Source organism: Streptomyces sp. NPDC101776 (assembly GCF_044766845.1).
Taxonomy (GTDB): domain Bacteria; phylum Actinomycetota; class Actinomycetes; order Streptomycetales; family Streptomycetaceae; genus Streptomyces.
Genome location: NZ_JBIWMV010000002.1, coordinates 968,820 through 992,816 on the forward strand (window position 1 = coordinate 968,820; position 23,997 = coordinate 992,816).

At 70.8% G+C, this 23,997-nt stretch carries 22 protein-coding genes and 1 pseudogene; 10 read left to right on the forward strand and 13 right to left on the reverse strand.

Annotation, left to right across the window (positions count from 1 at the left end):
* Positions 1–672 precede the first annotated feature (672 nt).
* Entirely contained in the window at positions 673–1,296 is a 624-nt protein-coding gene (locus ACIRRY_RS10110; RefSeq protein WP_019065401.1) for a GntR family transcriptional regulator, read from the reverse strand.
* A 255-nt stretch (positions 1,297–1,551) separates the two neighbouring features.
* Here ACIRRY_RS10110 and ACIRRY_RS10115 point away from each other — a divergent pair, with 255 nt between their 5' ends.
* Complete coding sequence (locus ACIRRY_RS10115; RefSeq protein WP_403970146.1) at positions 1,552–2,202, forward strand: hypothetical protein; 651 nt, start codon at positions 1,552–1,554, stop codon at positions 2,200–2,202.
* Positions 2,203–2,286: 84 nt separating this feature from the next.
* Here the strand turns inward: ACIRRY_RS10115 and sucB are convergent, their stop codons facing one another.
* From sucB to ACIRRY_RS10130, 3 genes are all read right to left on the reverse strand, one after another.
* Complete coding sequence (sucB, locus tag ACIRRY_RS10120; protein WP_403970149.1) at positions 2,287–4,080, reverse strand: 2-oxoglutarate dehydrogenase, E2 component, dihydrolipoamide succinyltransferase; 1,794 nt, start codon at positions 4,078–4,080, stop codon at positions 2,287–2,289.
* Positions 4,081–4,137: 57 nt separating this feature from the next.
* Positions 4,138–5,526, reverse strand: coding sequence for a dihydrolipoyl dehydrogenase (lpdA, locus tag ACIRRY_RS10125; RefSeq protein ID WP_200691806.1), 1,389 nt, complete (start codon positions 5,524–5,526; stop codon positions 4,138–4,140).
* Between the two features lie 304 nt (positions 5,527–5,830).
* Positions 5,831–7,354 (reverse strand): leucyl aminopeptidase, encoded by a 1,524-nt coding sequence (locus ACIRRY_RS10130; RefSeq protein ID WP_403970152.1) that lies wholly within the window; start codon positions 7,352–7,354, stop codon positions 5,831–5,833.
* Between the two features lie 334 nt (positions 7,355–7,688).
* Between ACIRRY_RS10130 and ACIRRY_RS10135 the strand changes: the two are divergent.
* Positions 7,689–8,102 (forward strand): annotated as a pseudogene (locus ACIRRY_RS10135) (hypothetical protein); the annotation flags it as partial.
* Between the two features lie 232 nt (positions 8,103–8,334).
* Here the strand turns inward: ACIRRY_RS10135 and cobS are convergent.
* A complete protein-coding gene (cobS, locus tag ACIRRY_RS10140) occupies positions 8,335–9,120 on the reverse strand; it encodes an adenosylcobinamide-GDP ribazoletransferase (RefSeq protein ID WP_403970155.1) in 786 nt (261 codons plus the stop codon).
* Between the two features lie 60 nt (positions 9,121–9,180).
* Between cobS and ACIRRY_RS10145 the strand changes: the two genes are divergently transcribed.
* Positions 9,181–9,948, forward strand: a complete 768-nt coding sequence (locus tag ACIRRY_RS10145; RefSeq protein ID WP_403970158.1) for a hypothetical protein — start codon at positions 9,181–9,183, stop codon at positions 9,946–9,948.
* A gap of 17 nt (positions 9,949–9,965) precedes the next feature.
* On the opposite strand, the gene ACIRRY_RS10150 is transcribed toward ACIRRY_RS10145, so the two are convergent.
* The 3 genes from ACIRRY_RS10150 to cobT all read right to left on the reverse strand — a co-directional run bounded on the left by ACIRRY_RS10150 (position 9,966) and on the right by cobT (position 13,714).
* The gene (locus ACIRRY_RS10150; protein WP_403970161.1) at positions 9,966–10,628 is read right to left on the reverse strand and encodes a hypothetical protein; all 663 of its coding nucleotides are present in this window, start codon (positions 10,626–10,628) and stop codon (positions 9,966–9,968) included.
* Entirely contained in the window at positions 10,625–12,391 is a 1,767-nt protein-coding gene (locus ACIRRY_RS10155; protein ID WP_403970164.1) for a phosphatidylglycerol lysyltransferase domain-containing protein, read from the reverse strand. The genes ACIRRY_RS10150 and ACIRRY_RS10155 overlap by 4 nt, the downstream gene beginning before the upstream one ends.
* A gap of 69 nt (positions 12,392–12,460) precedes the next feature.
* Positions 12,461–13,714: a nicotinate-nucleotide--dimethylbenzimidazole phosphoribosyltransferase gene (gene cobT, locus ACIRRY_RS10160; RefSeq protein ID WP_403970167.1), complete on the reverse strand. Its 1,254-nt coding sequence runs from the start codon at positions 13,712–13,714 to the stop codon at positions 12,461–12,463.
* Positions 13,715–13,852: 138 nt separating this feature from the next.
* Between cobT and ACIRRY_RS10165 the strand changes: the two genes are divergently transcribed.
* Entirely contained in the window at positions 13,853–14,389 is a 537-nt protein-coding gene (locus tag ACIRRY_RS10165; protein WP_403970170.1) for a class I SAM-dependent methyltransferase, read from the forward strand.
* Here ACIRRY_RS10165 and ACIRRY_RS10170 read toward each other — a convergent pair.
* Positions 14,378–15,580, reverse strand: coding sequence for a bifunctional adenosylcobinamide kinase/adenosylcobinamide-phosphate guanylyltransferase (locus ACIRRY_RS10170; RefSeq protein WP_403970173.1), 1,203 nt, complete (start codon positions 15,578–15,580; stop codon positions 14,378–14,380). The two genes, ACIRRY_RS10165 and ACIRRY_RS10170, sit on opposite strands and share 12 nt — an antisense overlap.
* 181 nt (positions 15,581–15,761) lie before the next feature.
* Between ACIRRY_RS10170 and ACIRRY_RS10175 the strand changes: the two genes are divergently transcribed.
* Positions 15,762–15,974, forward strand: a complete 213-nt coding sequence (locus ACIRRY_RS10175) for a hypothetical protein (protein WP_403970176.1) — start codon at positions 15,762–15,764, stop codon at positions 15,972–15,974.
* A 77-nt stretch (positions 15,975–16,051) separates the two neighbouring features.
* Here ACIRRY_RS10175 and ACIRRY_RS10180 read toward each other — a convergent pair whose 3' ends face one another.
* The 3 genes from ACIRRY_RS10180 to ACIRRY_RS10190 form a co-directional block, all read right to left on the reverse strand.
* On the reverse strand, positions 16,052–17,146 hold the full coding sequence (locus tag ACIRRY_RS10180) for a S1C family serine protease (RefSeq protein WP_403970178.1): 1,095 nt from the start codon (positions 17,144–17,146) through the stop codon (positions 16,052–16,054).
* An 81-nt stretch (positions 17,147–17,227) separates the two neighbouring features.
* Complete coding sequence (locus ACIRRY_RS10185) at positions 17,228–17,929, reverse strand: class I SAM-dependent methyltransferase (protein WP_403970181.1); 702 nt, start codon at positions 17,927–17,929, stop codon at positions 17,228–17,230.
* 83 nt (positions 17,930–18,012) lie between these two features.
* Positions 18,013–18,651, reverse strand: coding sequence for a DUF3043 domain-containing protein (locus ACIRRY_RS10190; protein WP_403970875.1), 639 nt, complete (start codon positions 18,649–18,651; stop codon positions 18,013–18,015).
* A 259-nt stretch (positions 18,652–18,910) separates the two neighbouring features.
* Here ACIRRY_RS10190 and ACIRRY_RS10195 point away from each other — a divergent pair, with 259 nt between their 5' ends.
* From ACIRRY_RS10195 to ACIRRY_RS10210, 4 genes are all read left to right on the forward strand, one after another.
* Positions 18,911–19,705: a PspA/IM30 family protein gene (locus tag ACIRRY_RS10195; RefSeq protein WP_200690067.1), complete on the forward strand. Its 795-nt coding sequence runs from the start codon at positions 18,911–18,913 to the stop codon at positions 19,703–19,705.
* Between the two features lie 34 nt (positions 19,706–19,739).
* Positions 19,740–20,018 (forward strand): hypothetical protein, encoded by a 279-nt coding sequence (locus tag ACIRRY_RS10200; protein WP_403970184.1) that lies wholly within the window; start codon positions 19,740–19,742, stop codon positions 20,016–20,018.
* A gap of 185 nt (positions 20,019–20,203) precedes the next feature.
* Entirely contained in the window at positions 20,204–21,433 is a 1,230-nt protein-coding gene (locus ACIRRY_RS10205; RefSeq protein ID WP_403970186.1) for a sensor histidine kinase, read from the forward strand.
* Positions 21,430–22,113 carry a response regulator gene (locus ACIRRY_RS10210; RefSeq protein ID WP_403970189.1) on the forward strand — a complete coding sequence of 228 codons (684 nt, stop codon included), beginning with the start codon at positions 21,430–21,432 and terminating at the stop codon, positions 22,111–22,113. The genes ACIRRY_RS10205 and ACIRRY_RS10210 overlap by 4 nt, the downstream gene beginning before the upstream one ends.
* A gap of 21 nt (positions 22,114–22,134) precedes the next feature.
* Here the strand turns inward: ACIRRY_RS10210 and nadA are convergent, their stop codons facing one another.
* Positions 22,135–23,319 (reverse strand): quinolinate synthase NadA, encoded by a 1,185-nt coding sequence (nadA, locus tag ACIRRY_RS10215; RefSeq protein ID WP_403970192.1) that lies wholly within the window; start codon positions 23,317–23,319, stop codon positions 22,135–22,137.
* A gap of 286 nt (positions 23,320–23,605) precedes the next feature.
* Between nadA and ACIRRY_RS10220 the strand changes: the two genes are divergently transcribed.
* Positions 23,606–23,962, forward strand: coding sequence for an iron-sulfur cluster assembly accessory protein (locus ACIRRY_RS10220; RefSeq protein ID WP_019065032.1), 357 nt, complete (start codon positions 23,606–23,608; stop codon positions 23,960–23,962).
* Positions 23,963–23,997: the final 35 nt, after the last annotated feature.

Sequence of the window (23,997 nt, forward strand, 5' to 3'; positions counted from 1 at the left end):
CTTGGCTGTCCGGGGTCCGGGGTGTGTGTCGCCCCGGCTGACGGCCGTCCTGGCACGGGTGCCGTCCCGGCTCACCGCCGTCTCAGCTGTGCACCGTCGTGACCGAGCGTCGTCCCGGCTGAGCGCCGTTGTGGCTGTGCGCCGTCGTGGCCGAGTGCCCGTTGTGGCTGTGGGCGGTTTGGGCCGAGTGTCGTTCGGGCTCGCCGCCGTCGTGGCTGAGCGGCGTTGTGGCTGAGCGCGGTTTGGGCTGGTCGCCGTCCTGGCTGACTGCCTTCGCCGAGCGCCGCCGTCTTGGCTGTCCGGGGTCCGGGGAGTGTCGTCCCGGCTGACCGCTGTCCTGGCACGGGTGTCGTCCCGGCTGGCCGCCGTCTCGGCTGTATGCCGTCGTGACCGAGCGCCGTCCCGGCTGTGCGCGGTTCGGGTTAGCCGCTGTCCCGGCTGAGCGCCGTTCCGGCTGAGTGTCGTCCGGGCTGAGTGTCGTCCCGGCTGGGCGTGGTTCGGGTTAGCCGCTGTGCCGGCTGTGCGCCGTTCCGGCTGAGTGTCGTCCGGGCTGAGTGTCGTCCGGGCTGGGCGTGGTTTGGGCCTGGTGCCGACTTCGTCGGGTGGCGTGCGGGCTGGGGGTCGTGCGGGGCGAGTGTGCGGACGGCCGGGTGGTGGCGTGGTGGTGGGATCTCAGGGGCGGGGTGCGCATCCGAGGACGTGGGCCTTGACCAGTTCCGCGATGCGCGGGTCCCGGCGGCGGAATGCGGCCACCAGTTCCTCGTGCTCCTCGGCGTAGGACTGCTGCACGGTGCCCAGCCAGCGGATCGACAGGGCGGTGAACACCTCGATGCCCAGGCCCTCCCAGGTGTGCAGCAGCACCGAGTTGCCGGCCGCTCGGACCAGCTCGCGGTGGAAGCCGACGGTGTGCCGTACCTGGCCGGTACCGTCCGCGTCGCGGTCCGCCTCGTAGAGGGCGGCGACATGCGGTTCGAGTGCCGAGCAGTCCTCGGCCAGCTTCTCCGCCGCCAGCTCCGCCGCGATCGCCTCCAGGCCGGCCCGCACCGGGTAGCTCTCCTCCAGGTCGGCCGCGGTCAGATTCCGGACGCGTACGCCCTTGTTCGGCGCGGACTCGATCAGCCGCAGTGACTCCAGCTCGCGCAACGCCTCCCGCACCGGCGTCTGGCTGACTTCCAGCTCCGTCGCGATCCGTCGCTCCACGATCCGCTCGCCCGGCTTCCAGCGCCCGCTGACGATCCCCTCCACGATGTGCTCGCGGATCTGTTCGCGCAGCGAGTGGACGACGGGCGCGGTCATGAGAGCTCCTTAAGGGCGTTTGACGTTTAGACAATAAGGCCGCACGCCCGCTCGGGAGGGGCGCACGGGGGCGCTTTCATGCAGGTGAGACGAGACTTACACGCTGTCGGGGCGGTGTCCTGTGTAAAGACCCGTACCGGGTCCGGCGCGGAGCCGTCACCACCGTGTCACCGGCAGAACCGACCCGGCCCCTTGTGGTGTGGCGGTCGGCAGGGGGTCCCGTGAGAGGCACCCCTCGGCACGTCGGGGGACGACATGAACAGTGGTTTTCGGAACGTGGGGCTGGGGTTGGTGATGATGGCGGCGCTGGCCACCGGGATGACCGGGTGTCGGCCGACGCCCTCGCACGCGGTGGGGGTGACCACCACGCCCGTACGGAACATGACCGCCGCCGGCGGCTCCGGCGCCGCCTGTGTCTTCGTGAAACCGGACGGCGCCCAGAAGTTGGGTCATGTCGGCTGGGGCTTCCGGATCACCGGCACGAACACATGGGAGTACGGCGCCGTCGAGAACCCCACCAACAAGCTCTACACCCCGCCGGGCGGCGACATCGGCGCCTGGCACACGACGGGATCGTACGCCCGGATGCTGAGCGACATGTCCCGGGACGCCCACTATCCCGGGCACTCGACCCACCCGTACAGCCGCTACCGCTGCACCGGTTCGTCGACCGGTGACGTGGGCGCGGCCCGGGCCATGGTCGGGAAGGTGGAGGCCCGAGGCTTCCTCGTCGGCATCGACCCGAGGACCGGGAAACTCACCTCACGGGACTGCCTGGACGCCACGTACGACGTACTGCGCGCGTACCGCGCCCGGCATCTGACGCCCGCGCCGAAGCTGGACATCCCGAACGTGTGGGTGGAGACGCTGGTGCTGTGGAGCGACAGGGCGCTGCGGCCGCGGTAGGAACAGCGGGAAACGCACGGTGCCCCCGCCCGGAGAGCTCCAGGATGGGGGCACCGTACGAACAACTGGCCGGGCGGCTGCTGACTACAGGCCGAGCTCGACCTCGAACTCGCCCGCCTCCAGGATCGCCTTGACCGCCGTCAGGTAACGGGCGGCGTCCGCGCCGTCCACCAGGCGGTGGTCGTAGGAGAGGGTCAGGTACGTCATGTCGCGGACGCCGATGACCGTGCCGTCCTCGGTCTCGATGACGGCCGGGCGCTTGACCGTGGCGCCGATGCCGAGGATCGCGACCTGGTTCGGGGGCACGATGATCGTGTCGAAGAGCGCGCCGCGCGAACCGGTGTTGGAGATGGTGAAGGTCGCGCCGGACAGCTCGTCCGGGGTGATCTTGTTCGCCCGGACCTTGCCCGCGAGCTCGGCGGTGGCCTTGGCGATACCGGCGATGTTCAGGTCGCCCGCGTGCTTGATGACCGGGGTCATCAGGCCCTTCTCGGAGTCCACCGCGATACCGACGTTCTCGGTGTCGAAGTAGGTGATCGTGCCCTCGTCGACGTTGATCCGGGCGTTGATGGCCGGGTGGGCCTTCAGCGCCTGGGCCGCCGCCTTGACGTAGAACGGCATCGGGGAGAGCTTGACGCCCTCGCGGGCCGCGAAGGAGTCCTTCGCCTGACCGCGCAGGCGCATCAGGCGCGTGACGTCGACCTCGACGACCGAGGACAGCTGCGCCTGCTCGTGCAGCGCCTTGACCATGTTGTCGCCGATGACCTTGCGGATGCGGGGCATCTTGACGGTCTGGCCACGGAGGGGAGAGGCCTCCAGGGTCGGCGTCTTCTTCGCGGCGACGGCGGCCGGAGCGGCGGCGGCTGCGGGAGCCGGAGCAGCGGCGGCGGCCTTCGCGGCCTCGGCGGCGGCGAGGACGTCCTGCTTGCGGATACGGCCGCCGACGCCGGTGCCCTTGACGGTGGACAGGTCCACGCCGTTCTCGGACGCGAGCTTGCGCACCAGGGGAGTGACGTAGGCGCCGTCGTCCGTCGCCTGGGCGGCGGCGGGTGCCGGAGCGGCCGGGGCCACCGGAGCCGGAGCGGCGACCGGCGCGGGGGCCGGGGCGGCGGGGGCGACCGGAGCCGGAGCCGCGACCGGAGCGGCGGCGACCGGAGCGGGCGCCGGAGCCGGGGGTGCGACGGGGGCGGGAGCCGGAGCGGCAGCCGCCGGAGCGGGCGCCGGTGCGGCCGGAGCCGGGGCGGCCGCCGGAGCGGCACCCGGGGCGCCGACGACGGCGAGCTTGGCGCCGACCTCGGCGGTCTCGTCCTCGCCGACCAGGATCTCCAGCAGGACGCCGGCGACCGGCGAGGGGATCTCGGTGTCGACCTTGTCGGTGGAGACCTCGAGGAGGGGCTCGTCCTCCGCGACCTCGTCGCCGACCTGCTTCAGCCAGCGGGTGACGGTGCCCTCGGTGACCGACTCGCCCAGTGCGGGCAGCACGACGTCGGTACCGGAGGCGCCGGCCGCCGGAGCGGCGGCAGCGGGGGCGGGCGCGGCCGGGGCGGGCGCCGGAGCCGCGGGGGCCTCGGCGACCGGAGCCGGAGCGGCCACGGGGGCCGGCTCGGCAGCGGGGGCGGGGGCCGCGGCAGGGGCGCCGCTGCCGTCGTCGATCACGGCCAGCTCGGCGCCGACCTCGACGGTCTCGTCCTCGGCCACCTTGATGGAGGCCAGTACGCCGGCGACGGGGGAGGGGATCTCGGTGTCGACTTTGTCGGTCGACACCTCGAGCAGCGGCTCGTCGGCCTCGACTCGCTCGCCCTCGGCCTTCAGCCAGCGGGTGACTGTGCCCTCGGTGACGCTTTCACCGAGCGCCGGAAGGGTTACGGAAACCGCCATGGTTTCGGTTGCTCCTTACGAATTGCGGAAGTCTGTGTCGTCGTCCGACCGAGGGGGTCAGTCGTGGGAGTGGAGAGGCTTCCCGGCCAGTGCCAGGTGGGCCTCGCCGAGCGCCTCGTTCTGCGTCGGGTGGGCGTGGATCAGCTGGGCGACCTCGGCGGGCAGCGCCTCCCAGTTGTAGATCAACTGGGCTTCGCCGACCTGCTCGCCCATGCGGTCGCCGACCATGTGGACGCCGACCACGGCACCGTCCTTCACCTGGACGAGCTTGATCTCGCCCGAGGTGTTGAGGATCTTGCTCTTGCCGTTGCCCGCGAGGTTGTACTTCAGAGCGACGACCTTGTCCGCGCCGTAGATCTCCTTGGCCTTGGCCTCGGTGATGCCCACGGAGGCGACCTCCGGGTGGCAGTACGTCACCCGGGGGACACCGTCGTAGTCGATCGGAACGGTCTTCAGACCGGCCAGACGCTCCGCCACCAGGATGCCCTCGGCGAAGCCGACGTGCGCGAGCTGGAGCGTGGGGACCAGGTCGCCGACGGCGGAGATGGTCGGGACGTTCGTCCGCATGTACTCGTCGACCGTGACATAGCCGCGGTCGATCGCGACACCCTGCTCCTCGTAGCCGAGACCGGCGGAGACGGGCCCGCGGCCGACGGCGACGAGCAGCAGCTCGGCCTCGAACTCCTTGCCGTCGGCGAGGGTGACCTTCACACCGTTCTCGGTGTACTCGGCCTTCGAGAAGAAGGTGCCCAGGTTGAACTTGATGCCGCGCTTGCGGAACGCGCGCTCAAGAAGCTTGGAGGAGTTCTCGTCCTCAAGGGGGGCGAGGTGCTTGAGGCCCTCGATGATCGTCACGTCGGCGCCGAAGGACTTCCACGCGGAGGCGAACTCCACGCCGATGACACCGCCGCCCAGGATGATCGCGGACTGCGGCACACGGTCCAGGACGAGGGCGTGGTCCGAGGAGATGATCCGGTTGCCGTCGATCTCCAGGCCCGGCAGCGACTTCGGCACGGAGCCGGTCGCCAGCAGGACGTGACGGCCCTGGATGCGCTGGCCGTTGACGTCGACGGAGGTGGGGGAGGAGAGCCTGCCCTCACCCTCGATGTAGTGCACCTTGCGGGATGCGATCAGACCCTGCAGGCCCTTGTAGAGACCCGAGATCACGCCGTCCTTGTACTTGTGGACGGCCGGTACGTCGATGCCCTCGAAGGTGGCCTTGACGCCGAACTGCTCGCTCTCGCGGGCCTGGTCGGCGATCTCGCCCGCGTGGAGCAGGGCCTTGGTGGGGATGCAACCTCGGTGCAGGCAGGTGCCGCCGACCTTGTCCTTCTCGATCAGAGCGACGTCCAGACCCAGCTGGGCCCCGCGCAGGGCCGCGGCGTAACCGCCACTGCCACCGCCGAGGATCACTAGGTCGAAAACGGTGCTGGCGTCGTTCGCCACGTCACGTCCTCCATGCATGTGCGCCGTACGCCGGTCTTCAGTGACCGCGCGGCGGCTGGTGTCCGGCCGCTCTTTCATCGGCCCTGTGGTGGGGGCCCTGTCCTGCCGAGCCCATCTTCGCACTTGTCGGGGCCGTTCGAGACGCCGGGCCCGGGTGTGAGACACCACACGCTCACATGAGAGACGCTGAATTGTTGAGACACCTAGGTGCGACCCCCGAGGGGCGCGGGGAACTGCGCGACCAGCCACAACCGGCCCGCAGCCGCCCACGCACCCAAGGAGCCGAACTACTGGGCGAAAAACGTCAGCCCAGATCCCCCGCAGCAGTCAACTCCGCAAGCCGCACCAACGTACGCACGGCAGACCCGGTCCCACCCTTGGGCGTGTACCCGAAGGGCCCGCCCTCGTTGAACGCCGGCCCAGCGATGTCGAGGTGCGCCCAGGCGATCCCCTCGCCCACGAACTCGCGCAGGAACAACCCCGCGACCAGCCCGCCACCCATCCGCTCACCCATGTTGGCGATGTCGGCGGTGGGAGAGTCCATCCCCTTGCGCAGGTGCTCAGGCAACGGCATGGGCCAGGACGGCTCCCCGACCTCCTCCGCCGCGTCGACGATCGCCGCGCGGAAGGCATCGTCGTTGGCCATGACCCCGAACGTCCGGCTCCCGAGAGCCAGAACCATCGCCCCGGTCAGCGTCGCCACGTCCACGATCGCGTCCGGCTTCTCCGCCGACGCCGCCCACAGCGCGTCCGCGAGGACCAGCCGGCCCTCCGCGTCCGTGTTGAGGACCTCGACGGTCTTGCCGCTGTACATGCGCAGCACGTCACCGGGACGGGTCGCGGAGCCGGACGGCATGTTCTCGGCGAGCGCCAGCCAGCCGGTGACATTGACCTCAAGTCCCAGCCGCGCGGCGGCGACCACGGCGGCGAAGACCGCCGCCGCACCGCTCATGTCGCACTTCATCGTCTCGTTGTGCCCGGCCGGCTTGAGCGAGATGCCGCCCGAGTCGTACGTGATGCCCTTGCCGACGAACGCGAGGTGCTTGGTCGCCGCGGCGTGCGTGTACGACAGCTTCACCAGCCGCGGACCGGCCGCGGAACCGATGCCGACGCCGAGGATGCCGCCGTAGCCGCCCTTCTCCAGGGCCTTCTCGTCGAGTACCTCGACCTTGATGCCGTGTTCCTTCGCCGCGGTCTGCGCGACGGCCGCGAAGGCCTCCGGGTCGAGGTCGTTCGGCGGGGTGTTGATGAGGTCGCGGGCGCGGTTGAGCTCCTCGGTCACCGCCAGAGCACGCTCTACGGCCGCCTTGTACTCCTTGTCGCGCGGCTTGCCGCCGAGCAGGGCGGCCTCGCCGAGCGGGGCTTTGCCGCCCGCCTTCGCGTCCTTGGCACCGCCCTTGTACGCGTCGAAGGAGTACGCGCCGAGCAGCGCGCCCTCGGCGATCGCGCCGGCGTCGGCGGCGTCCGTGAGGGGCAGCGCGAACGCGGCCTTCTTGGCGCCGGCGAGGGCGCGGGCGGCGACACCGGCGGCCCGGCGCAGCGCCTCGGCGTCGTACGCCTCGCCCTCCTCGGGCTCCTTGCCGAGCCCCACCGCGAGCACGAGCGGTGCCTTGAAGCCGGCCGGTGCGGGCAGCTTCGTGATCTCGCCTTCGGCACCGGAGGCGCCCAGGGTCTCCAGGACGCCGGCGAGCTTGCCGTTGTACGCCTTGTCCACGGCGTCGGCGCCCGGTGCGACGACCGGGCCCTTGCCGCCCTTGCCGACACCGATCACGATCGCGTCGGCCCGCAGGCCGGGCGCCGCGGCGGTGCTGAGAGTGAGAGCAGTCACAGTGGTGAATTCTCGCTTCCGGTGTGAAGTTGCTGTGGTCGAACGGGGTGGGTCGACCGGGCCCGACAACCGACCCTATTTCCGACCTGCGGCGGCGGTGGACACAGGGGGCTGGTGGCGGCCCAAGACGGAGCCTACGCGCGTGTGCGCGGTAGGGCGTTCGCGCGGGGGTTCACGTGCCGGAAGCGGAGTGGCCACTTCTCGATCCCGGCCCCGGATGCCCTGCGCCACCCTCGTGAGGTTCATGCGGGCCCATGCTCATCGATTTGCATGATTTCCAGGGATCCTCCGCCGGACGACCACAGGGCGGATCGCCTGGGGGAGGGGCGACATGGTCGCCGCCGAGTTGAGGAGCGAGGGCATTCCGTACACGACCGTGAATCTCGGCGACCCGGGCCGTGCCACGAGCGACGCGGCCTTCCTGAGCGACACGGTCGACGGCACGCCCCGCGCGAGGTACCAGGGCGTCGTCCTGCCGAACGAGGCGCCGTTCGGGGCGGGTTCGCCGGAACAGACCGCGCTGGAGGCCTACGAGACGACGTACGGCATCCCGCAGGTCGACGCCTGCACCTGGGCGCACCCGGAGGTCGGTCTCGACTACGCGGCCTACGCCGGGGCACTCGACGGGCATGAGGCAGATGTCACGGCGGACGGCGGGGCGGGCTCCTTCGGCTGTCTCGACGGGCCGCTCACGTTCGAGGACAACTCCGCGTCCGTGCAGGAGGGTTACGGCTTCGTGGCCACGCCCAGCAACCCTGGCGCGCCACCGAGGGAACCCGCCTGGGCCACCTCGTCCACGGCGTCCCACCCGAGGTCGACCCGGAGGCCGAGGCCCGGGCCCGGGGTGCCTCGGTGCACTGCGCGGTACTGGGTACGGGAGATCATCCGTGGGGCGCCTTGCCCCACACCTTGGATCCGGTCCCGTGAGACGCCCCGCCCTGTTGTCGGCGCTCCTCCTTGAGGCCGACCCGCCTCAGCACTCACCCACCCAGTGAGAGCACCACGAGCGCAGTCGTCGCGGCAGTCTCCGCAAGCCCCCCGAACACGTCCCCCGTGACCCCGCCGAACCGCCGCCGACAGTGCCGCAGAAGAACCTCGGCGACGACCAGCGCCACGACAACGGCAACAACCGCCCGCACCCTGCCCTGCCCCCCGAAGAACGGCCCGAGCGCCGCGGAGATCACCAAGTAGGACACGGTCATGGCCACCGCACCTCCCACCGGCACGACCCCCGCGACCGCGGCCCCCAGCCCCTCGGGCCGAGCCGCAGGCACCCCCGCACGGGCAGCCCAGGTCAACGCGAGCCGCGCGGCGACCGCGGACACGATCGCCGCAGCCGCCCCCCGGCCCCACGAGTCGCCGTAGAGCTGCGTCAGCGCGGCCACCTGAGCGAGGAGGACGAAGACGAGGGCGAGGACCCCGAACGGTCCGATGTCCGACTGCTTCATGATGCGCAGCGCGTCCTCCGCCGGCTTCCCGCTGCCGAGCCCGTCGGCGGTGTCGGCGAGCCCGTCCAGGTGCAAGCCCCGGGTGAGGACCGCGGGAGCGGCGACCGTGGCGACCGCGGCGAGCAGCGGGCCCGCGCCCAGGAACAGCAGCGACAGCCCGAGCCCCGCCGAGCACGTGCCGACGACCATCCCGACGATCGGGGCGGCCATCATTCCGGCGCGCGCGCTCTCCCGGTCCCAGCGGGTCACCCTGACCGGGAGAACGGTCAGCGTGCCGAACGCGAAGCGGAGGCTGTCGAGGGGCGGGGTCTTGGACACCGGCGCAGGTTACCCGGCGGTCCGGAGGGCGGTCCCGGCGGCCCTCGCTAAAGTGCCCATATGGGACATTGGCTGCACCGCAACATCGTCGAGCCGGGCAAACTCCCGCTGCTCCTCGCGCTCACCGCCTTCGTCCTGACCTTCCTCGTCACCCGGGTCATCACCCGGCTGATCCGCGCGGGCAAGGGCCCCTTCGGCAACATCAAGGCCGGTGACGTACACATCCACCACGTCGTCCCGGGGGTCGTCCTCACCGTCCTCGGCGGCTTCGGCGCGGTGGCCAGCACACGCTACGGCGTCGGATCGGCCCTGTTCGCGATCGTCTTCGGGATCGGCGCGGGCCTGGTGCTGGACGAGTTCGCGCTGATCCTCTACCTCGACGACGTGTACTGGACCGAGGCCGGCCGCAAGAGCGTCGAGGCGGTGGTGCTCACGGCGGCCCTGGTCGGCTTCGTCCTCGCCGGCTTCTCGCCCTTCGGCGTCAACGACCTCACCGACTCCGAACTCCACGACCGCGCAAGCGTGATCGTGAGCGTCGCCGTGAACTTCTTCTTCTCCCTCATCGCCCTGAGCAAGGGCAAGGCCCGCATGGCGGTCTTCGGCGTCCTGGTCCCGCTGGTCGCCTTCGTCGGCGCGGTCCGGCTGGCCCGCCCGGGTTCCCCCTGGGCCAAGCGCTTCTACCGCACCCGCCGCCACCGGGCCCGAGCCCGCTCCACTCTCCGCGCCTACCACCACGACCGCCGCTGGGCGGGCCCGCGCCGCGCCTTCCAGGACTGGATCGGGGGGAAGCCGGACCCGATGCCGGCGCGGATCCCCGGCCGGCGGTGAGTGAGCCCTCGCCGCGCCTACCGCACGCGCAGCCGCCGATGCCGTAGCGCCGAGACCAGGCACAGCAGCCCCACCGCGATGATCGCCGCCAGGTGCTCCTTGCCCGCGAGGTTGCCCTTCAGCATGACCTCGATCGCCATCGCGCCGGTGACCGCGAGCGCCGTCGCGTACGCGCCGTAGCGCCACGCGACGAACACCGCGAGGCCGACCACCGCGGCCGAGGGGCCCGTGTCCACGACCAGCCGGTCCGAGGAGGGCAGCCCGAACGGGTTGTCGAAGCCGAGCCAGATGCCGAGGCGGGCGTACAGCGTGCCGGCGAGGGTCGCGGCGTAGGCGATGACCAGGGTGCGCCAGCGGCCGAGGCAGATCTCCGCGATGCCGAAGACGAAGAGGATCTGGACCAGGGCGCCCCACACGGGGAGGTCGAGGGCCGGTACGAAGAGGGAGAGCGGGGTGCGGAGGAGTGCCAGCCACAGCGGGTCCACGGCCCGGACCGCGCCCGTGTCCTGCACGAACCGGTAGCCCCACGACTGGTTCTGGACGAATTGCAGGGCCGCCGTCAGCAGCACCGCGCCGATCGTCATCGGGATCGCCCGCCGGCGCCGTTTCAGGAGCGGCTCGCGCACGGTGACGTAGAGCAGTCCCCATTCGGCGCGGGCCCAGCGGGCGAGGCGGTTCATCTGTGCGTCTCCAGGTGCTTGCGGTGCAGCCACTTCGGCAGTCCCGGTGCCTCCAGGAACCCCTCCGCGCGCGCCGCCGCGAGGCCGATGCGCAGCAGGTCCGCGCTCTTCTCGAAGAGCAGGAACCGGGGTTCCCAGATGGGCCGGTACTTGGCGTTGGCGCGGTACAGCGACTCGATCTGCCACCACCGGGAGAAGAAGCTGAGAAGTGACCTCCACAGCCGCAGCACCGGCCCGGCGCCGATCCGCGCCCCACGTTCAAAGACCGAACGAAACATGGCGAAGTTGAGCGAAACCTGGGTGATTCCGATTTCCTGGGCGCGGCGGAGGAGTTCGATCACCATGAACTCCATGAGCCCGTTGTCGGAGTCGCGGTCCCGGCGCATCAGGTCGAGGGACAGGCCATGGGGACCCCACGGCACGAAGGAGAGCACTGCCCTCAACTCACCGTCCCCGTCGGTGCATTCGAGCATCACGCACTGTCCGTCGTCGGGATCCCCGAGCCGCCCCAGCGCCATGCTGAACCCGCGCTCGGTGGCCCCGTCCCGCCAGTCGTCGGCGCGCTTCAGCAGATACGCCATCTCGTCGGCCGGAATGTCCTCGTGGCGGCGGATCCGGACCGTGTAGCCGGCCCGCTTCACCCGGTTGAAGGCCTGCCGTACGGTCCGCATGGCACGGCCCTCCAGCGTGAACTCGGCGACCTCGACGAGGGCCTCGTCCCCGAGTTCGAGGGCGTCGAGCCCGTGCCGCGCGTAGACGGTGCCCGCCTCCTCGCTCGCGCCCATCACGGCCGGAATCCATCCGTGAACCCGGGCTTCCGCGAGCCAGGGCTCGATCGCGCCGGGCCATGCCTCCGGGTCGCCGATCGGGTCACCGGACGCCAGGGACACCCCGCCGACGACCCGGTACGCGACGGCCGCCTTGCCGGTCGGCGACCACACCACGCTCTTCTCCCGGCGCAGCGCGAAGTACCCGAGCGAGTCCCGCTCGCCCTGTCGCTCCAGCAGCACCCGCAGCTTCTTCTCGTCGTCCTCGGTGAGCGGGTCGACGGCGCGCCGGGAGCGGAACGCGGCGTAGAACACGGCGAGGACCAGGACCGTGCTGAGGACGTTGATGGCGACGTTGGCCCAGTTCGGGGTCCAGATGCCGGGGAAGCGATTCTCCGGGGCGGCGATGGACACCAGCCGGAACGCGCCGTAGCGCCAGCGCTCCACGAAGGTCGAACGGGACGCGTCGTGCGCCTGGTTGGTGACCGTCACCAGGAGCGCGGCCAGCAGCGAGGCGGCCAGGGTCCCGCCGACGGCGACGACGGCGGCGAGCCGGGGGTTGGACCGGTCGCCCTTCGCGTAGAACTCCCGCCGCCCCACCACCAGCGCGGCGACGAACGCGGCGGTCAGCCCCAGGGAGATCCAGTTCTGCGGGTACTGGCGGATCTCCTGGAACGACATGGCGAACCCGAACAACGCGAGGAACAGCCCGCTGACCACCAGGTTCAGGATCCAGGCGGCGCGTTTGCGGCGCCGCATGGTGATGGCGAGGAACGCGGTGAACACACCGGAGGCGAAGCCGGCGGTCAGCAGATACGGCGTGAAGAAGTTCTCCTGGTTGTGCCGTCGTACGTCCTGCCCCAGCGAAACCCACGCCGCGCTGAGGAAGTTGATGAACGCGACGGCCCGCAGATACCAGACGGCGAAGGCCGCGGCCCGCCGCGAGGCGCCTGAGCTGTGACGTTCCTGAACGGGCCCGACCCGGACATCTCCCATGAAGGAGGATCATATGGGTGTTGTTGCGGCGAACAGTTCTTTTCCGTCGCCGCAACGATCACACCCGGGTCACGCCTCGGGCTTCTCGACCTCGGCGGAGTCCTCGGCCTTCTCCGAGCCCACGGCCGCTTCGGGCCGCGCGGCCTGGTCCGACCTCGCGGCACTCTCCGGCTCCGTGACGGGTGCGGGCGGCTCCGCGGCGGCCACAGGCTCCGCCGCCGCAACGGGCTCCACGGCAGGGGAGGACTCCTCCGCCTTCTCCGGCTCCGCCAACTCCTCCGGCTTGAGCGGGAGTTCGGCCGCGAGCGCCGCCGCGGCCTGCACCAGAGGCAGCGCGAGCAGTGCGCCCGCGCCCTCCCCGACGGTCACACCGTGGTCGAGCAGCGGCTCCAGGGCCATCCGGTCCAGGGCCTTCGCCTGGCCCGGCTCGCCGCTGTTCTGGCCGGCCAGCCACCAGTCCGGTGCGCGGAAGGCGACCCGCTGGCCCACCAGCGCGCACGCGGCGGCCACGACGCCGTCGAGGATCACCGGCAGCTTCCGTACGGCGCTCTGCAGCAGGAACCCGGTCATCGCGGCGAGGTCGGCCCCGCCCACCGTCGCGAGGAGCTGCAACTGGTCGCCCAGCACCGGCCGGGCCCGCCGCAGCGCGTCCCGGATCGCCGCGCACTTGCGCATCCACGCCAGGTCGTCGATCGCGAGGCCGCCCCGCCCGGTGACGACGGACGCGTCGGTGCCGCACAGCGCGGCGATCAGCACGGAGGCCGGGGTCGTACCGCCGACGCTCACATCGCCGAGGACCACCAGATCCGTACCGGAGTCGGCCTCGTCGTTCGCTACGGCGACACCCGCCTCGAACGCGGCCGTCGCCTCCTCCAGCGTCAGCGCGTCCTCGATGTCGATCCGCCCGCTGCCCCGCCGCACCCGGTGCTTCACGACCTCGTCCGGCAGTGAGCCCCGCTCGCAGTCCAGGGCCATGTCCACGATCCGTACCGGCACCCCGAGCCGCCGCGCGAGCACCGCCGCCGGGCTGCCGCCCTCCAGCACCGACCGCACCAACTCCCCGGCGCTGCCCGCCGGTCGGGCCGACACACCGAGAGCGGCGACCCCGTGGTCACCCGCGAACAACACCACCCGCGGCCGTTCGACCGGCCGCACCGGCACGGCGCCCTGCGCCGCCGCCAGCCACTCACCCAGGTCGTCGAGTCGCCCCAGCGACCCGGGCGGCACGATCTGACGTTCGCGGCGCGCCTCCGCGTCACGGCGTACACCGCCGTCGGGGCGCTCGATCAGATCGGTGAAGTCGTCGAGATTAAGCGAGCTCATTCGCCGAACAGTACCGGCAGCGATCGAACGCGACAGCGCCACATGGCCACCGCGCGCCCCGGGCGTCCTTGCCCTCAAGATCGGGATCCCGTACGTATCGTTTTGCACCGTATTGTCGTACGTCTCCGGGAGCCGCCCATGAACAGCCTGCGCACCCGCGTCAGCACGCGTGTCAGCACCCTCGACGCGCGCCGCCGCCACCGCGCGCTGGCCCGCGCGATCCTGCGGCTCCTCCCCGAACCGGAGAGCTGGCTCGACGTCGGCACCGGCGACGCCCACTTCCCCGGGACGGCGAAGGAACTCTTCCCGTACACGTCCTTCGACGGCCTCGACCCCACCCCCCGAGTCGTCAGGGCCCGCGCCGCCGAACGCATCGAGGAGGCCCACGCCGGCCACCTCACCGACCCGCACATCACCTCGGCCCTGCGCGCCCGCTACGACGTCGTCACCCTCCTCCGCGACCGCTCACCCGCCCCCGACCGCGCCGCCGAACTCCGCGCCGCCCTCACCGTCCTGCGCCCCGGCGGCCTCCTGCTGCTGGAGGGCCGCCCGGACGCCCTCCGCGCCCAACTGCCGCTCCAGGACTGCGAGATCGTCACCGAGCATCGCGGCTTCCAGGACCGGCTCCCGCCTCCGCAACGGATCATCGCGCGCCGGAAGCCGTCAGCCCCGTAGCGCCAGCGCCTGCCCCGCCACCACCAGCAGCACGTGCTCGCACTCACCGGCGACCGCGGCGTTCAACCGCCCCAGCTCGTCCCGGTACCGGCGCCCGGACGCGGTCGCCGGCACGATCCCCGAACCCACCTCGTTGGACACGGCGACCAGGGTCCGCCGAGTGGCCCGCACCGCCGCGGTCAACTCCCGTACGCGCTCCCGGAGTTGCTTCTCCCCGCCGTCCCCCCACTCCGTGTCGTCCCACGCCCCCACGGAGTCCATGGCGTCCGTCAGCCACAGCGACAGACAGTCGATGAGCAACGGCGGCCCGTCCGCCGCCAGCAACGGCACCAGATCGCACGTCTCCGCCGTACGCCACGACCCCGGCCGCCGCTCCCGGTGCGCGGAGACCCGGGAGGTCCACTCGGTGTCCCCGTTGCGCGAGCCGCCGGTCGCGACGTACAGCACATCGGGAAAGGCCTCCAGCCGTCGCTCCGCCTCGACCGACTTCCCGGACCGCGCCCCGCCCAGCACCAGCGTCCGCCGCGGCACATCGGGCACGTCCTCGTACACCCCCACGGTCAACGTCGTCCCGTCCGGCACGGCCCGCGCCCCCACGGCGGCCAGCCGCCGCGTCAACTCGGCCCCCGGCGCCACATCATGATCGAGATGCACGGCGACGACATCCGTCGCGGGCCCCATCGCCCCCACCGCCCGCAGCTTGGCCAGCGCGTCCGGCCGCCCCACGACATCGGCGAGCACCATGTCGTACGACGCGACGGCCCCCTCCTCAAGCCCGGCCGGCGCGCCCCCCGGCGGCAGATACAGCACCCGCTGCCCGTCCGGCCCGGTGACGGCGTACCCGGTACCGGGCGCGTCCATCGCCACCGCCCGCACCCGATGCCCCGTCAACAACGCCAACTCCCGCCCGTCCGGCACCCGCCCCGGCTGCGGCAGCCCCGCCGGCACCTCCACGGCGGGCCCGTCGTGCGGATGCGACAAAAACACCTGCCGTACGCCACTCAGGGAATGCCCCGCCCGAGCCGCGGCGAAGGCCGCACCGGGCGTCAGATCGAGCAGCAACGTCCCGTCCACCAGCACGGCGGTGGCCGCCCGGGCATCCACCCCGAGCGACACGGCACAGGCAGCACAGGGACATTCGGGGCGGGGGAGTCCAGCGGGGGCACCGGTGCCGAGCAGAGTCAGTTCCACAGGTTCGATTTTCACCGGTCACTTGTTGGCGCGCGAGGCCGAGACCCCCTAAGGGGCGCGGGGAACTGCGCGACAAGCCCCCACCGGCCCGCAGACGAAGAATCTCCCGTAACTTGATCACGACTAACCCAGCAGAGCGCATAGGCTTCTGCTCTGCACGCGTCAGACTTTGGAGGCGTAGATGGCGGCATGGATCTGGCGGTTCGAGAAGTCCGACGGGACCGAGGTCGAACCCGCGGTCACGCCGGAGGAGTTCACCACACAGGGAGACGCGGAGTCCTGGCTCGGCGAGGTGTGGAAGGACCTCGTCGCGGGCGGCGCGGACCAGGTGTTCCTCTCCGAGGACGACACACAGATCTACGGTCCGATGAGCCTGCACGCCGAGGACGCGTAACCCGCCGTAGGACAGAACAGCGCGGGTGGGGGCGGCCGGAGAAGGCACCGGCCGCCCCCACCCCGTTCCCCGGAGGGCTACTGCTCGCCCAGCGTCACATCGACCTTCTTCGACGCCCCGTTCCGCGAGTACGTCACCGTCGTCCGCTGCCCCGGCTTGTCGGACGCCAGCGCCTCCGACAGCGAGGTGATCGTGGTGATGTCCGTGTCCCCGAGCCGCGTGATGATGTCGCCGGCCAGGATGCCGGCCTTGTCGGCGGCCCCGTCGCTCTTCACCTCGACCACGGCGACCCCGGCTGCCTGGTAACTGTCGTCGACGACCGTACGGGCGGTGATCCCGAGCGCGGCCCGCCCAGAGTCGGTGACCTTGCCGTCCTTGACGATCTGGTCGGCGACCGTCTTCACCATCGAGGACGGGATCGCGAACCCGATACCGGGCGCGGCACCGCCCCCGAAGCTCGGGTCGGTCGCGGCGAGGGTCGGGATGCCGATGACCTGCCCGTTCAGATTGACGAGCGCCCCCCCGCTGTTGCCGGGGTTGATCGCGGCCGAGGTCTGCACCATGTTGGCGATGGTCGCGCCCGTACCGCCCCCGGTACTGCCCTCGCTGACGGTCCGTCCGGTCGCCGACACGATGCCCTGCGTCACGCTGGACGACAGCCCCAGCGGCGACCCCATGGCGAGGACGATCTGCCCCACCTCGACCTTGGAGGAGTCGGCGAAGGTCGCCGCCTTCAGCCCGTCCGGCACCTTGTCGAGCTTGACGACGGCCAGGTCCTGCGCGGGATACGAGTACACGAGCTTGGCGGTGAGCACGTCCTCGCTGTTCGCGGTGGTCACCTTGAAGGTCTTCTCGTCCCCGACGACATGCGCGTTGGTGACGATGTGCCCCTGGTCGTCGTACACGACCCCCGACCCCAGATCACTGCTGGCCTGGATCTGCACGACCGACGGCAGGACCTCCTTGATCACCTTCAGGTAGTCGTTCTGGAGATCGTCACTCGCCATGGGCACGGCGGCCTGCGCGGTCGTGGCGTCCTTCTTCGAAGAGGACGACGAGGACGATGAGGACGACGACCCGGAGTCGGCGCATCCGGCGACCAACGCGAGCGAACAGACGAGAGAGGCGAGGAGAGCCACGGGCCGGAGGGCACGGGTACGGGGAGAGTCCATACGCCGAGTGTCTCTTTGGGGTGAATATCCGGCTTGTACTGCTGACCCGAACGGGCCCCGCCCGTCCTCACGGGGCTGCGCTCAGCCCCGCACCCCGCACAGATGCAGCAGCGCCGCCACCGCCCGATACGGATCCGTCCGCCCGGCCCGCTCCTCGGCGGCCAGCAGCGACTCGACGTCCGCCGGGATCTCGACCCCTTCGGGAGCGGTGTCGGTGAAGACCCGCACGCCGTACCAACACTGCAACGGCGCCCCGATCCCCGCCAGCGTCGCGGTGAGCGTGTCCAGCCGGTCGGCCCGGACATCGAGGCCCAGCCGGTTGCGGTAGGCCGTCGAGTCGAACGCGCCGAGCGCGCCCGCCCAGTCCCAGGACAGTCCCGGCCGCATCGCCAGCGCGTCGGCGTTCCGCACGAGCAGCGACAGCAGCCCGCCCGGCGCCAGCATCCGCGCAAGCCCCGCGAGCAGCGGGTCGGGCTCCGATACGTACATGAGTACGCCATGACAGAGCACGACGTCGAAACTGCCCGGCAGGAAGTGCACGCCCGTGTCCCGGCCGTCGCCCTCGATGATCCGCACCCGCTCCCGGATGCCCTCGGGCTCGCCGGACAGCGCCGCTCGGGCCGCGGCGACCATCTTCGGTTCCTGCTCCAGCCCGGTCACCTGATGCCCGGCCCGGGCCAGCCGCAGCGCCTGCGTGCCCTGCCCCATCCCGACGTCGAGCACCCGCAGCCGCTGTCCGACCGGATACCGGCCGGCTATCTGCTCGTCGAGCTGCCGGGCCACCAGCTCCTGTCGTACGACATCCCGCAGCCCGCCCAGCCTGCTCAGCCAGGCATCCGCCGCGCCCCCGGAGAAGGAATCCGCGCTCAGGGCCGCTCTCCGCGCTTGACCTGCGGCTTCGGCAGCCGGAGTCGACGCATCTGGAGGGAGCGCATCAGGGCGTAGCGGACCGAGCCCTTGGTGTTCTGGCCCGGGAAGCGCTCAGAGAGCAGCTTGCGCAGCCGGAACGCGCTCCAGAAGGAGTCCACCACGATCAGGATGATCACCACGAGCCACAGCAGCAGCGCGATGTTCTGCAACGCGGGCATTTGCACCACGCTGAGCACGAGGATCACCACGGCCAGCGGCAGGAAGAACTCGGCGATGTTGATGCGCGAGTCCACGTAGTCACGCGCGAACTTGCGGACCGCGCCCTTGTCACGGGCGGGCAGATACCGCTCGTCACCGGTGGCCAGCGCGGTGCGCTGGCGCTCCATCTGCGCACGGCGCTCGTCGCGCTGACGCTTGGAGGCGTCCTTCCGCGTCGTCGAAGTGTTGGCGACGCTGCGGCGCTGAGTCTGTGACTCACTGCGCTTGGGCGTGGGCCGACCCTTCGGGGCCTGCGGGTCTCGGGGCTGCTTGGAGTCGGTCAGCGACACCTTGTCGGTGGGCGCTGCCTTCTCTTCCTTGGCACGGCTACGGAACACAAAACCCAAGGGTAAGGGGTGAATGGGGTTGGACCCCAGTCCGGGTGGGAACGATCCGGCAACACCAGACGTCTGTACGGGACAAGGGGGACGTCGCAGACGGTCGAGTTCAGGGTCGACTCCGGGGTGTTACCCGGGGAACACCTACTCCTTACGCCGGAGCGGGACCGTAGGCAGTCGTCCTTGGGGATGAGCGCATCCGTCCCCGAACAGTGCGGTAATGGATGCAGGGCCCGTACTGTGGGTTCTGTTGCAGTCGCTGGAGCTGGAGTCCGTCAGAAGGGGGCGCGCGAAGCCCATGAGCGGTGTCATGAAGCGTATGGGGATGATCTTCCGCGCGAAGGCGAACAAGGCCCTTGACCGGGCCGAGGACCCGCGCGAAACCCTCGATTACTCGTACCAGAAGCAGCTGGAGCTGCTTCAGAAGGTGCGCCGGGGTGTGGCCGACGTCGCCACGTCACGCAAGCGTCTGGAGCTCCAGCTCAACCAGTTGCAGTCGCAGTCCTCGAAGCTGGAGGACCAGGGCCGCAAGGCGCTCGCGCTGGGCCGTGAGGACCTGGCCCGCGAGGCGCTCTCGCGCCGCGCCGCGCTCCAGCAGCAGGTGACGGACCTGGAGACACAGCACACCACGCTCCAGGGCGAGGAGGAGAAGCTCACCCTCGCGGCCCAGCGCCTCCAGGCCAAGGTGGACGCCTTCCGTACGAAGAAGGAGACCATCAAGGCCACGTACACGGCGGCCCAGGCACAGACCCGGATCGGCGAGGCCTTCAGCGGCATCTCCGAAGAGATGGGCGATGTCGGGCTTGCCATCCAGCGTGCCGAGGACAAGACCCAGCAGCTCCAGGCGCGCGCCGGCGCGATCGACGAGCTCCTCGCCTCCGGCGCCCTGGACGACCCGACCGGCATGGCCAAGGACGACATCCAGGCCGAGCTGGAACGGCTGTCGGGTGGTACGGATGTAGAGCTGGAACTCCAGCGCATGAAGGCGGAGCTGGCCGGAGGTTCGTCCGCTCAGCAGCAGGCGATCGAGGGCGGCACCGACAAGGCGCAGTCCCAGCAGCCGAAGGACGCTCCGCGCTTCGACAAGCAGTGACGTGATGTGACGGCCCACGCCTGAGGAGGGCGACATGATCGTACGGATCATGGGGGAGGGGCAGGCGAGGCTGGCCGACAGCCACCTCACCGAGCTGAACAAGCTGGACGACGTACTCCTGACAGAAGTACAGAACGGCGACGTCCCAGCCTTCCGACAGACCCTCCAGGCCCTCCTGGCAAAGGTCCGGGAACTGGGCGACCCCCTCCCGGACGACTCCCTGGAGCCCTCCGAACTCATCCTCCCGGCCGAGGACGCGACCCTGGAGGAGGTCCGGGACCTGCTGAGCGACGACGGCTTGATCCCGGGGTGACCATCTTCAGAGGGCTGGCGTACATCAGCCCGTCCGGCGTTTGAGGACGAGGCCCTTTCGGGGCCGAAGCGGGGGTCTGGGGGCGCAGCCCCCAGGGACGCCCACACCAACACCCGGCACAAGCACAGGGAACGTACACCCAACCCCCGTTCCACCCCCGGCAGGGACCCCGTACCGTTGCCGGAATGAGCGTCCTCGACCGAGCCCGCTGCCAAGCGACGGCGCACCCCTGCGCGCTGGACGCGGTCCTCGCCGCCGCGGTGCTCGTGTGCATGGTCGCCGGTTCGTTCGTGGACCCGCACGGAGGGCACGGCGTCAGCTGGGGCATCCGCACCCCCGACCCCCTCAGCCTGATCCTCATGGCGGTCGGCGCCGCCGCGCTGGTCCACCGGCGCCGCGCCCCCATGCTGGTGCTGGCCGTCACCGCCACCGCGTCCCTCATCGAGAGCGTCACCAGCGACCCCCGCGCCCCGGTCGCGATGTGTGCGGTGGTCGCCCTGTTCACCGTCGCCGTCACCACCGACCGCTCCACCACCTGGCGCGTCGCCCTGCTCACGATGACCGTGCTGACCGGCGCCGCGATGCTCGGCGGCCCTCTCCCGTGGTACGCCCAGGAGAACCTCGGCATCTTCGCCTGGACCGGCATGGCGGCCGCCGCCGGCGACGCCGTACGCAGCCGTAAGGAATTCGTGCACGCCATCCGCGAGCGCGCCGAACGGGCCGAACGCACCCGCGAGGAGGAGGCCCGCCGCAGGGTCGCAGAGGAGCGCCTCCGCATCGCCCGTGACCTGCACGACGTGGTCGCGCACCACATCGCCCTGGTCAACGTGCAGGCCGGAGTCGCCGCGCACGTCATGGACAAGCGCCCCGACCAGGCGAAGGAGGCCCTCGCGCACGTACGCGAGGCCAGCCGCTCCGCGCTCAACGAACTCCGGGCCACCGTCGGCCTGTTGCGCCAGTCCGGCGACCCCGAGGCACCCACCGAACCGGCCCCGGGCCTCGACCGCCTCGAAGAACTCGCCGGCACCTTCCGCAGCGCGGGCCTCCAGGTCCTGGTCGCCCGCGCCGACAACGGCACCACGCTCCCCGCGGCCGTGGACCTGGCCGCCTACCGCGTCATCCAGGAAGCCCTCACCAACGTGCAGAAGCACGCCGGCATCGAGGCGAAGGCCGAGGTCAGCGTCGTCCGCGTGGGCCCGAACGTCGAGGTCACCGTCCTCGACAACGGCTCCGGCGAGTCCGGTGAGGAGGAGGCCGCCGACTCCGGCGGCGGCCACGGCCTGCTCGGCATGCGCGAGCGCGTCACCGCCCTGCGCGGCACCCTCACCACCGGTCCCCGCTACGGAGGCGGCTTCCGCGTCCATGCGATCCTGCCGGTCAAGACCCGCCCACGCGCTTCGGGGGACCCCGTATGACGACGATCCGTGTCCTGCTCGCCGACGACCAGGCCCTGCTGCGCAGCGCCTTCCGCGTACTCGTCGACTCGGAGCCCGACATGGAGGTCGTAGGAGAGGCCGCGGACGGCGCGGAGGCCGTACGGCTGGCGAAGCAACAGCGGGCCGACGTCGTGCTGATGGACATCCGGATGCCCGGCACGGACGGCCTCGCCGCCACCCGCATGATCAGCGCCGACCCGTCGCTGGCCCATGTCCGGGTCGTCATACTGACGACCTTCGAGGTCGACGACTACGTGGTGCAGTCGTTGCGCGCGGGCGCGTCCGGCTTCCTCGGCAAGGGCTCCGAGCCCGAGGAACTGCTGAGCGCGATCAGGGTCGCCGCGGCCGGCGAGGCGCTGCTGTCCCCCGTGGCGACCAAGGGCCTGATCGCCCGCTTCCTCGCCCAGGGCGACCTGGACGACGACCGCGACCCGGCCCGCGCCGAACGCCTCGAAGCCCTCACCGTGCGTGAACGCGAGGTCCTCGTCCACGTCGCCGGCGGCCTCTCGAACGACGAGATCGCCGAACGCCTGGAGGTCAGCCCGCTGACGGTGAAGACCCACGTCAACCGCGCCATGTCCAAACTGGGCGCCCGCGACCGGGCCCAACTCGTCGTCATCGCCTACGAGTCGGGCCTGGTCCGGCCGCGGGTGGAGTAGCACCGCAGACGTACCACGGGCTTACGGCAACGCCAGCATCCGCTCCAGCGCGAGCTTGGCGAACGCCTCCGTCTCCTTGTCCACCTCGATGCGGTTGACCAGGTTGCCCTCGGCGAGGGACTCCAGAGTCCAGACCAGGTGGGGGAGGTCGATGCGGTTCATCGTCGAGCAGAAGCAGACCGTCTTGTCGAGGAAGACGATCTCCTTGCCCTCGGGCGCGAAACGGTTCGCGAGGCGTCGTACGAGATTCAGCTCGGTGCCGATGGCCCACTTCGAACCGGCCGGGGCCGCCTCAAGCGCCTTGATGATGTACTCCGTCGAGCCGACGTAGTCCGCCGCGTTCACGACCTCGTTCTTGCACTCGGGGTGGACGAGGACGTTGACACCCGGGATCCGGGCCCGTACGTCCTCCACCGACTCCAGCGAGAAGCGGCCGTGCACCGAGCAGTGGCCGCGCCACAGGATCATCTTCGCGGCCCTCAACTGGTCGTTCGTGAGGCCGCCGTTGGGCTTGTGCGGGTTGTAGAGGACGCAGTCCTCCAGGCTCATGCCCAGGTCGCGGACGGCCGTGTTGCGCCCGAGGTGCTGGTCGGGCAGGAACAGCACCTGCTCGCCCTGCTCGAAGGCCCACTCAAGGGCCCGCTCGGCGTTCGAGGAGGTGCAGATCGTGCCGCCGTGCCTGCCCGTGAACGCCTTGATGTCGGCGGACGAGTTCATGTACGACACGGGCACGACCCGCTCGGCTATGCCGGCCTCGGTCAGCACGTCCCAGCACTCGGCGACCTGCTCGGCGGTGGCCATGTCGGCCATCGAGCAGCCGGCCGCGAGGTCCGGCAGGACGACCTTCTGCTCGTCGCCGGTCAGGATGTCCGCGGACTCCGCCATGAAGTGCACACCGCAGAACACGATGTACTCGGCCTCCGGGCGCGCGGCCGCGTCCCGGGCCAGCTTGAAGGAGTCGCCCGTGACGTCCGCGAACTGGATGACCTCGTCGCGCTGGTAGTGGTGGCCGAGCACGAAGACCTTGTCGCCGAGCTTCTCCTTGGCCGCACGGGCGCGCTCGACCAGGTCCGGGTCGGACGGCGAGGGCAGGTCGCCGGGGCACTCGACACCGCGCTCGCTCCTCGGGTCGGCCTCACGGCCGAGCAGCAGCAGGGCGAGGGGCGTCGGCTGAACGTCGAGCTCCTGGGTCTGGGCGGTGGTCACGACACGCACCCTTTCTGTTCTGACGGACAAGCCTTTTCGTCGAATTGACGTTATCTATCATAACTGCTTCATGTCAGTTTGACGATGCCGATAGCGTCGATGTGACATCAATCCCGGCGGTCGCTCGACATGCGCCCGGCGAGGGACCTTGCGGGGGTGTGCGAGCATGGATGGGAGAGCAGAAGAGATACAGGCGAAAAGAACGCCACCCGGCCCGGAATGAATCCGCGGCCACGCCGGTTGACATGTCGGCAAGCAGTCTCCGTACAACCCGGGAGAGATGTAGATGTCCGTATCGGACGAGACCAGCACCGTCACCGACGGCATCCTTCTGTCCGACGCCGCCGCGGCGAAGGTCAAGGCCCTGCTCGACCAGGAAGGCCGTGAGGATCTGGCCCTGCGTGTCGCTGTCCAGCCCGGCGGCTGCTCCGGCCTGCGTTACCAGCTCTTCTTCGACGAGCGCTCCCTCGACGGCGATGTCGTCAAGGACTTCGGCGGTGTCAAGGTCGTCACCGACCGGATGAGCGCCCCGTACCTGGGCGGCGCCTCCATCGACTTCGTCGACACCATCGAGAAGCAGGGCTTCACGATCGACAACCCGAACGCGACGGGCTCCTGCGCCTGCGGCGACTCGTTCAGCTAAACCCCGCGAGGCGGTTGAGCAGCAAGGCGAAGGCG

Excerpts from the sequence above, each read along its gene's own strand:
- ACIRRY_RS10200 (WP_403970184.1), top strand. The coding sequence starts at position 19,740 with ATGATCGTACGGATCATGGGGGAGGGGCAGGCGAGGCTGGCCGACAGC.
- ACIRRY_RS10195 (WP_200690067.1), top strand. The coding sequence starts at position 18,911 with ATGAGCGGTGTCATGAAGCGTATGGGGATGATCTTCCGCGCGAAGGCG.
- ACIRRY_RS10220 (WP_019065032.1), top strand. The coding sequence starts at position 23,606 with ATGTCCGTATCGGACGAGACCAGCACCGTCACCGACGGCATCCTTCTG.
- ACIRRY_RS10155 (WP_403970164.1), bottom strand. The coding sequence starts at position 12,391 with ATGGGAGATGTCCGGGTCGGGCCCGTTCAGGAACGTCACAGCTCAGGC.
- ACIRRY_RS10205 (WP_403970186.1), top strand. The coding sequence starts at position 20,204 with ATGAGCGTCCTCGACCGAGCCCGCTGCCAAGCGACGGCGCACCCCTGC.
- ACIRRY_RS10175 (WP_403970176.1), top strand. The coding sequence starts at position 15,762 with ATGGCGGCATGGATCTGGCGGTTCGAGAAGTCCGACGGGACCGAGGTC.
- ACIRRY_RS10115 (WP_403970146.1), top strand. The coding sequence starts at position 1,552 with ATGAACAGTGGTTTTCGGAACGTGGGGCTGGGGTTGGTGATGATGGCG.
- sucB (WP_403970149.1), bottom strand. The coding sequence starts at position 4,080 with ATGGCGGTTTCCGTAACCCTTCCGGCGCTCGGTGAAAGCGTCACCGAG.
- ACIRRY_RS10165 (WP_403970170.1), top strand. The coding sequence starts at position 13,853 with ATGAACAGCCTGCGCACCCGCGTCAGCACGCGTGTCAGCACCCTCGAC.
- ACIRRY_RS10145 (WP_403970158.1), top strand. The coding sequence starts at position 9,181 with ATGGGACATTGGCTGCACCGCAACATCGTCGAGCCGGGCAAACTCCCG.
- ACIRRY_RS10110 (WP_019065401.1), bottom strand. The coding sequence starts at position 1,296 with ATGACCGCGCCCGTCGTCCACTCGCTGCGCGAACAGATCCGCGAGCAC.
- ACIRRY_RS10210 (WP_403970189.1), top strand. The coding sequence starts at position 21,430 with ATGACGACGATCCGTGTCCTGCTCGCCGACGACCAGGCCCTGCTGCGC.
- cobT (WP_403970167.1), bottom strand. The coding sequence starts at position 13,714 with ATGAGCTCGCTTAATCTCGACGACTTCACCGATCTGATCGAGCGCCCC.
- ACIRRY_RS10150 (WP_403970161.1), bottom strand. The coding sequence starts at position 10,628 with ATGAACCGCCTCGCCCGCTGGGCCCGCGCCGAATGGGGACTGCTCTAC.
- ACIRRY_RS10180 (WP_403970178.1), bottom strand. The coding sequence starts at position 17,146 with ATGGACTCTCCCCGTACCCGTGCCCTCCGGCCCGTGGCTCTCCTCGCC.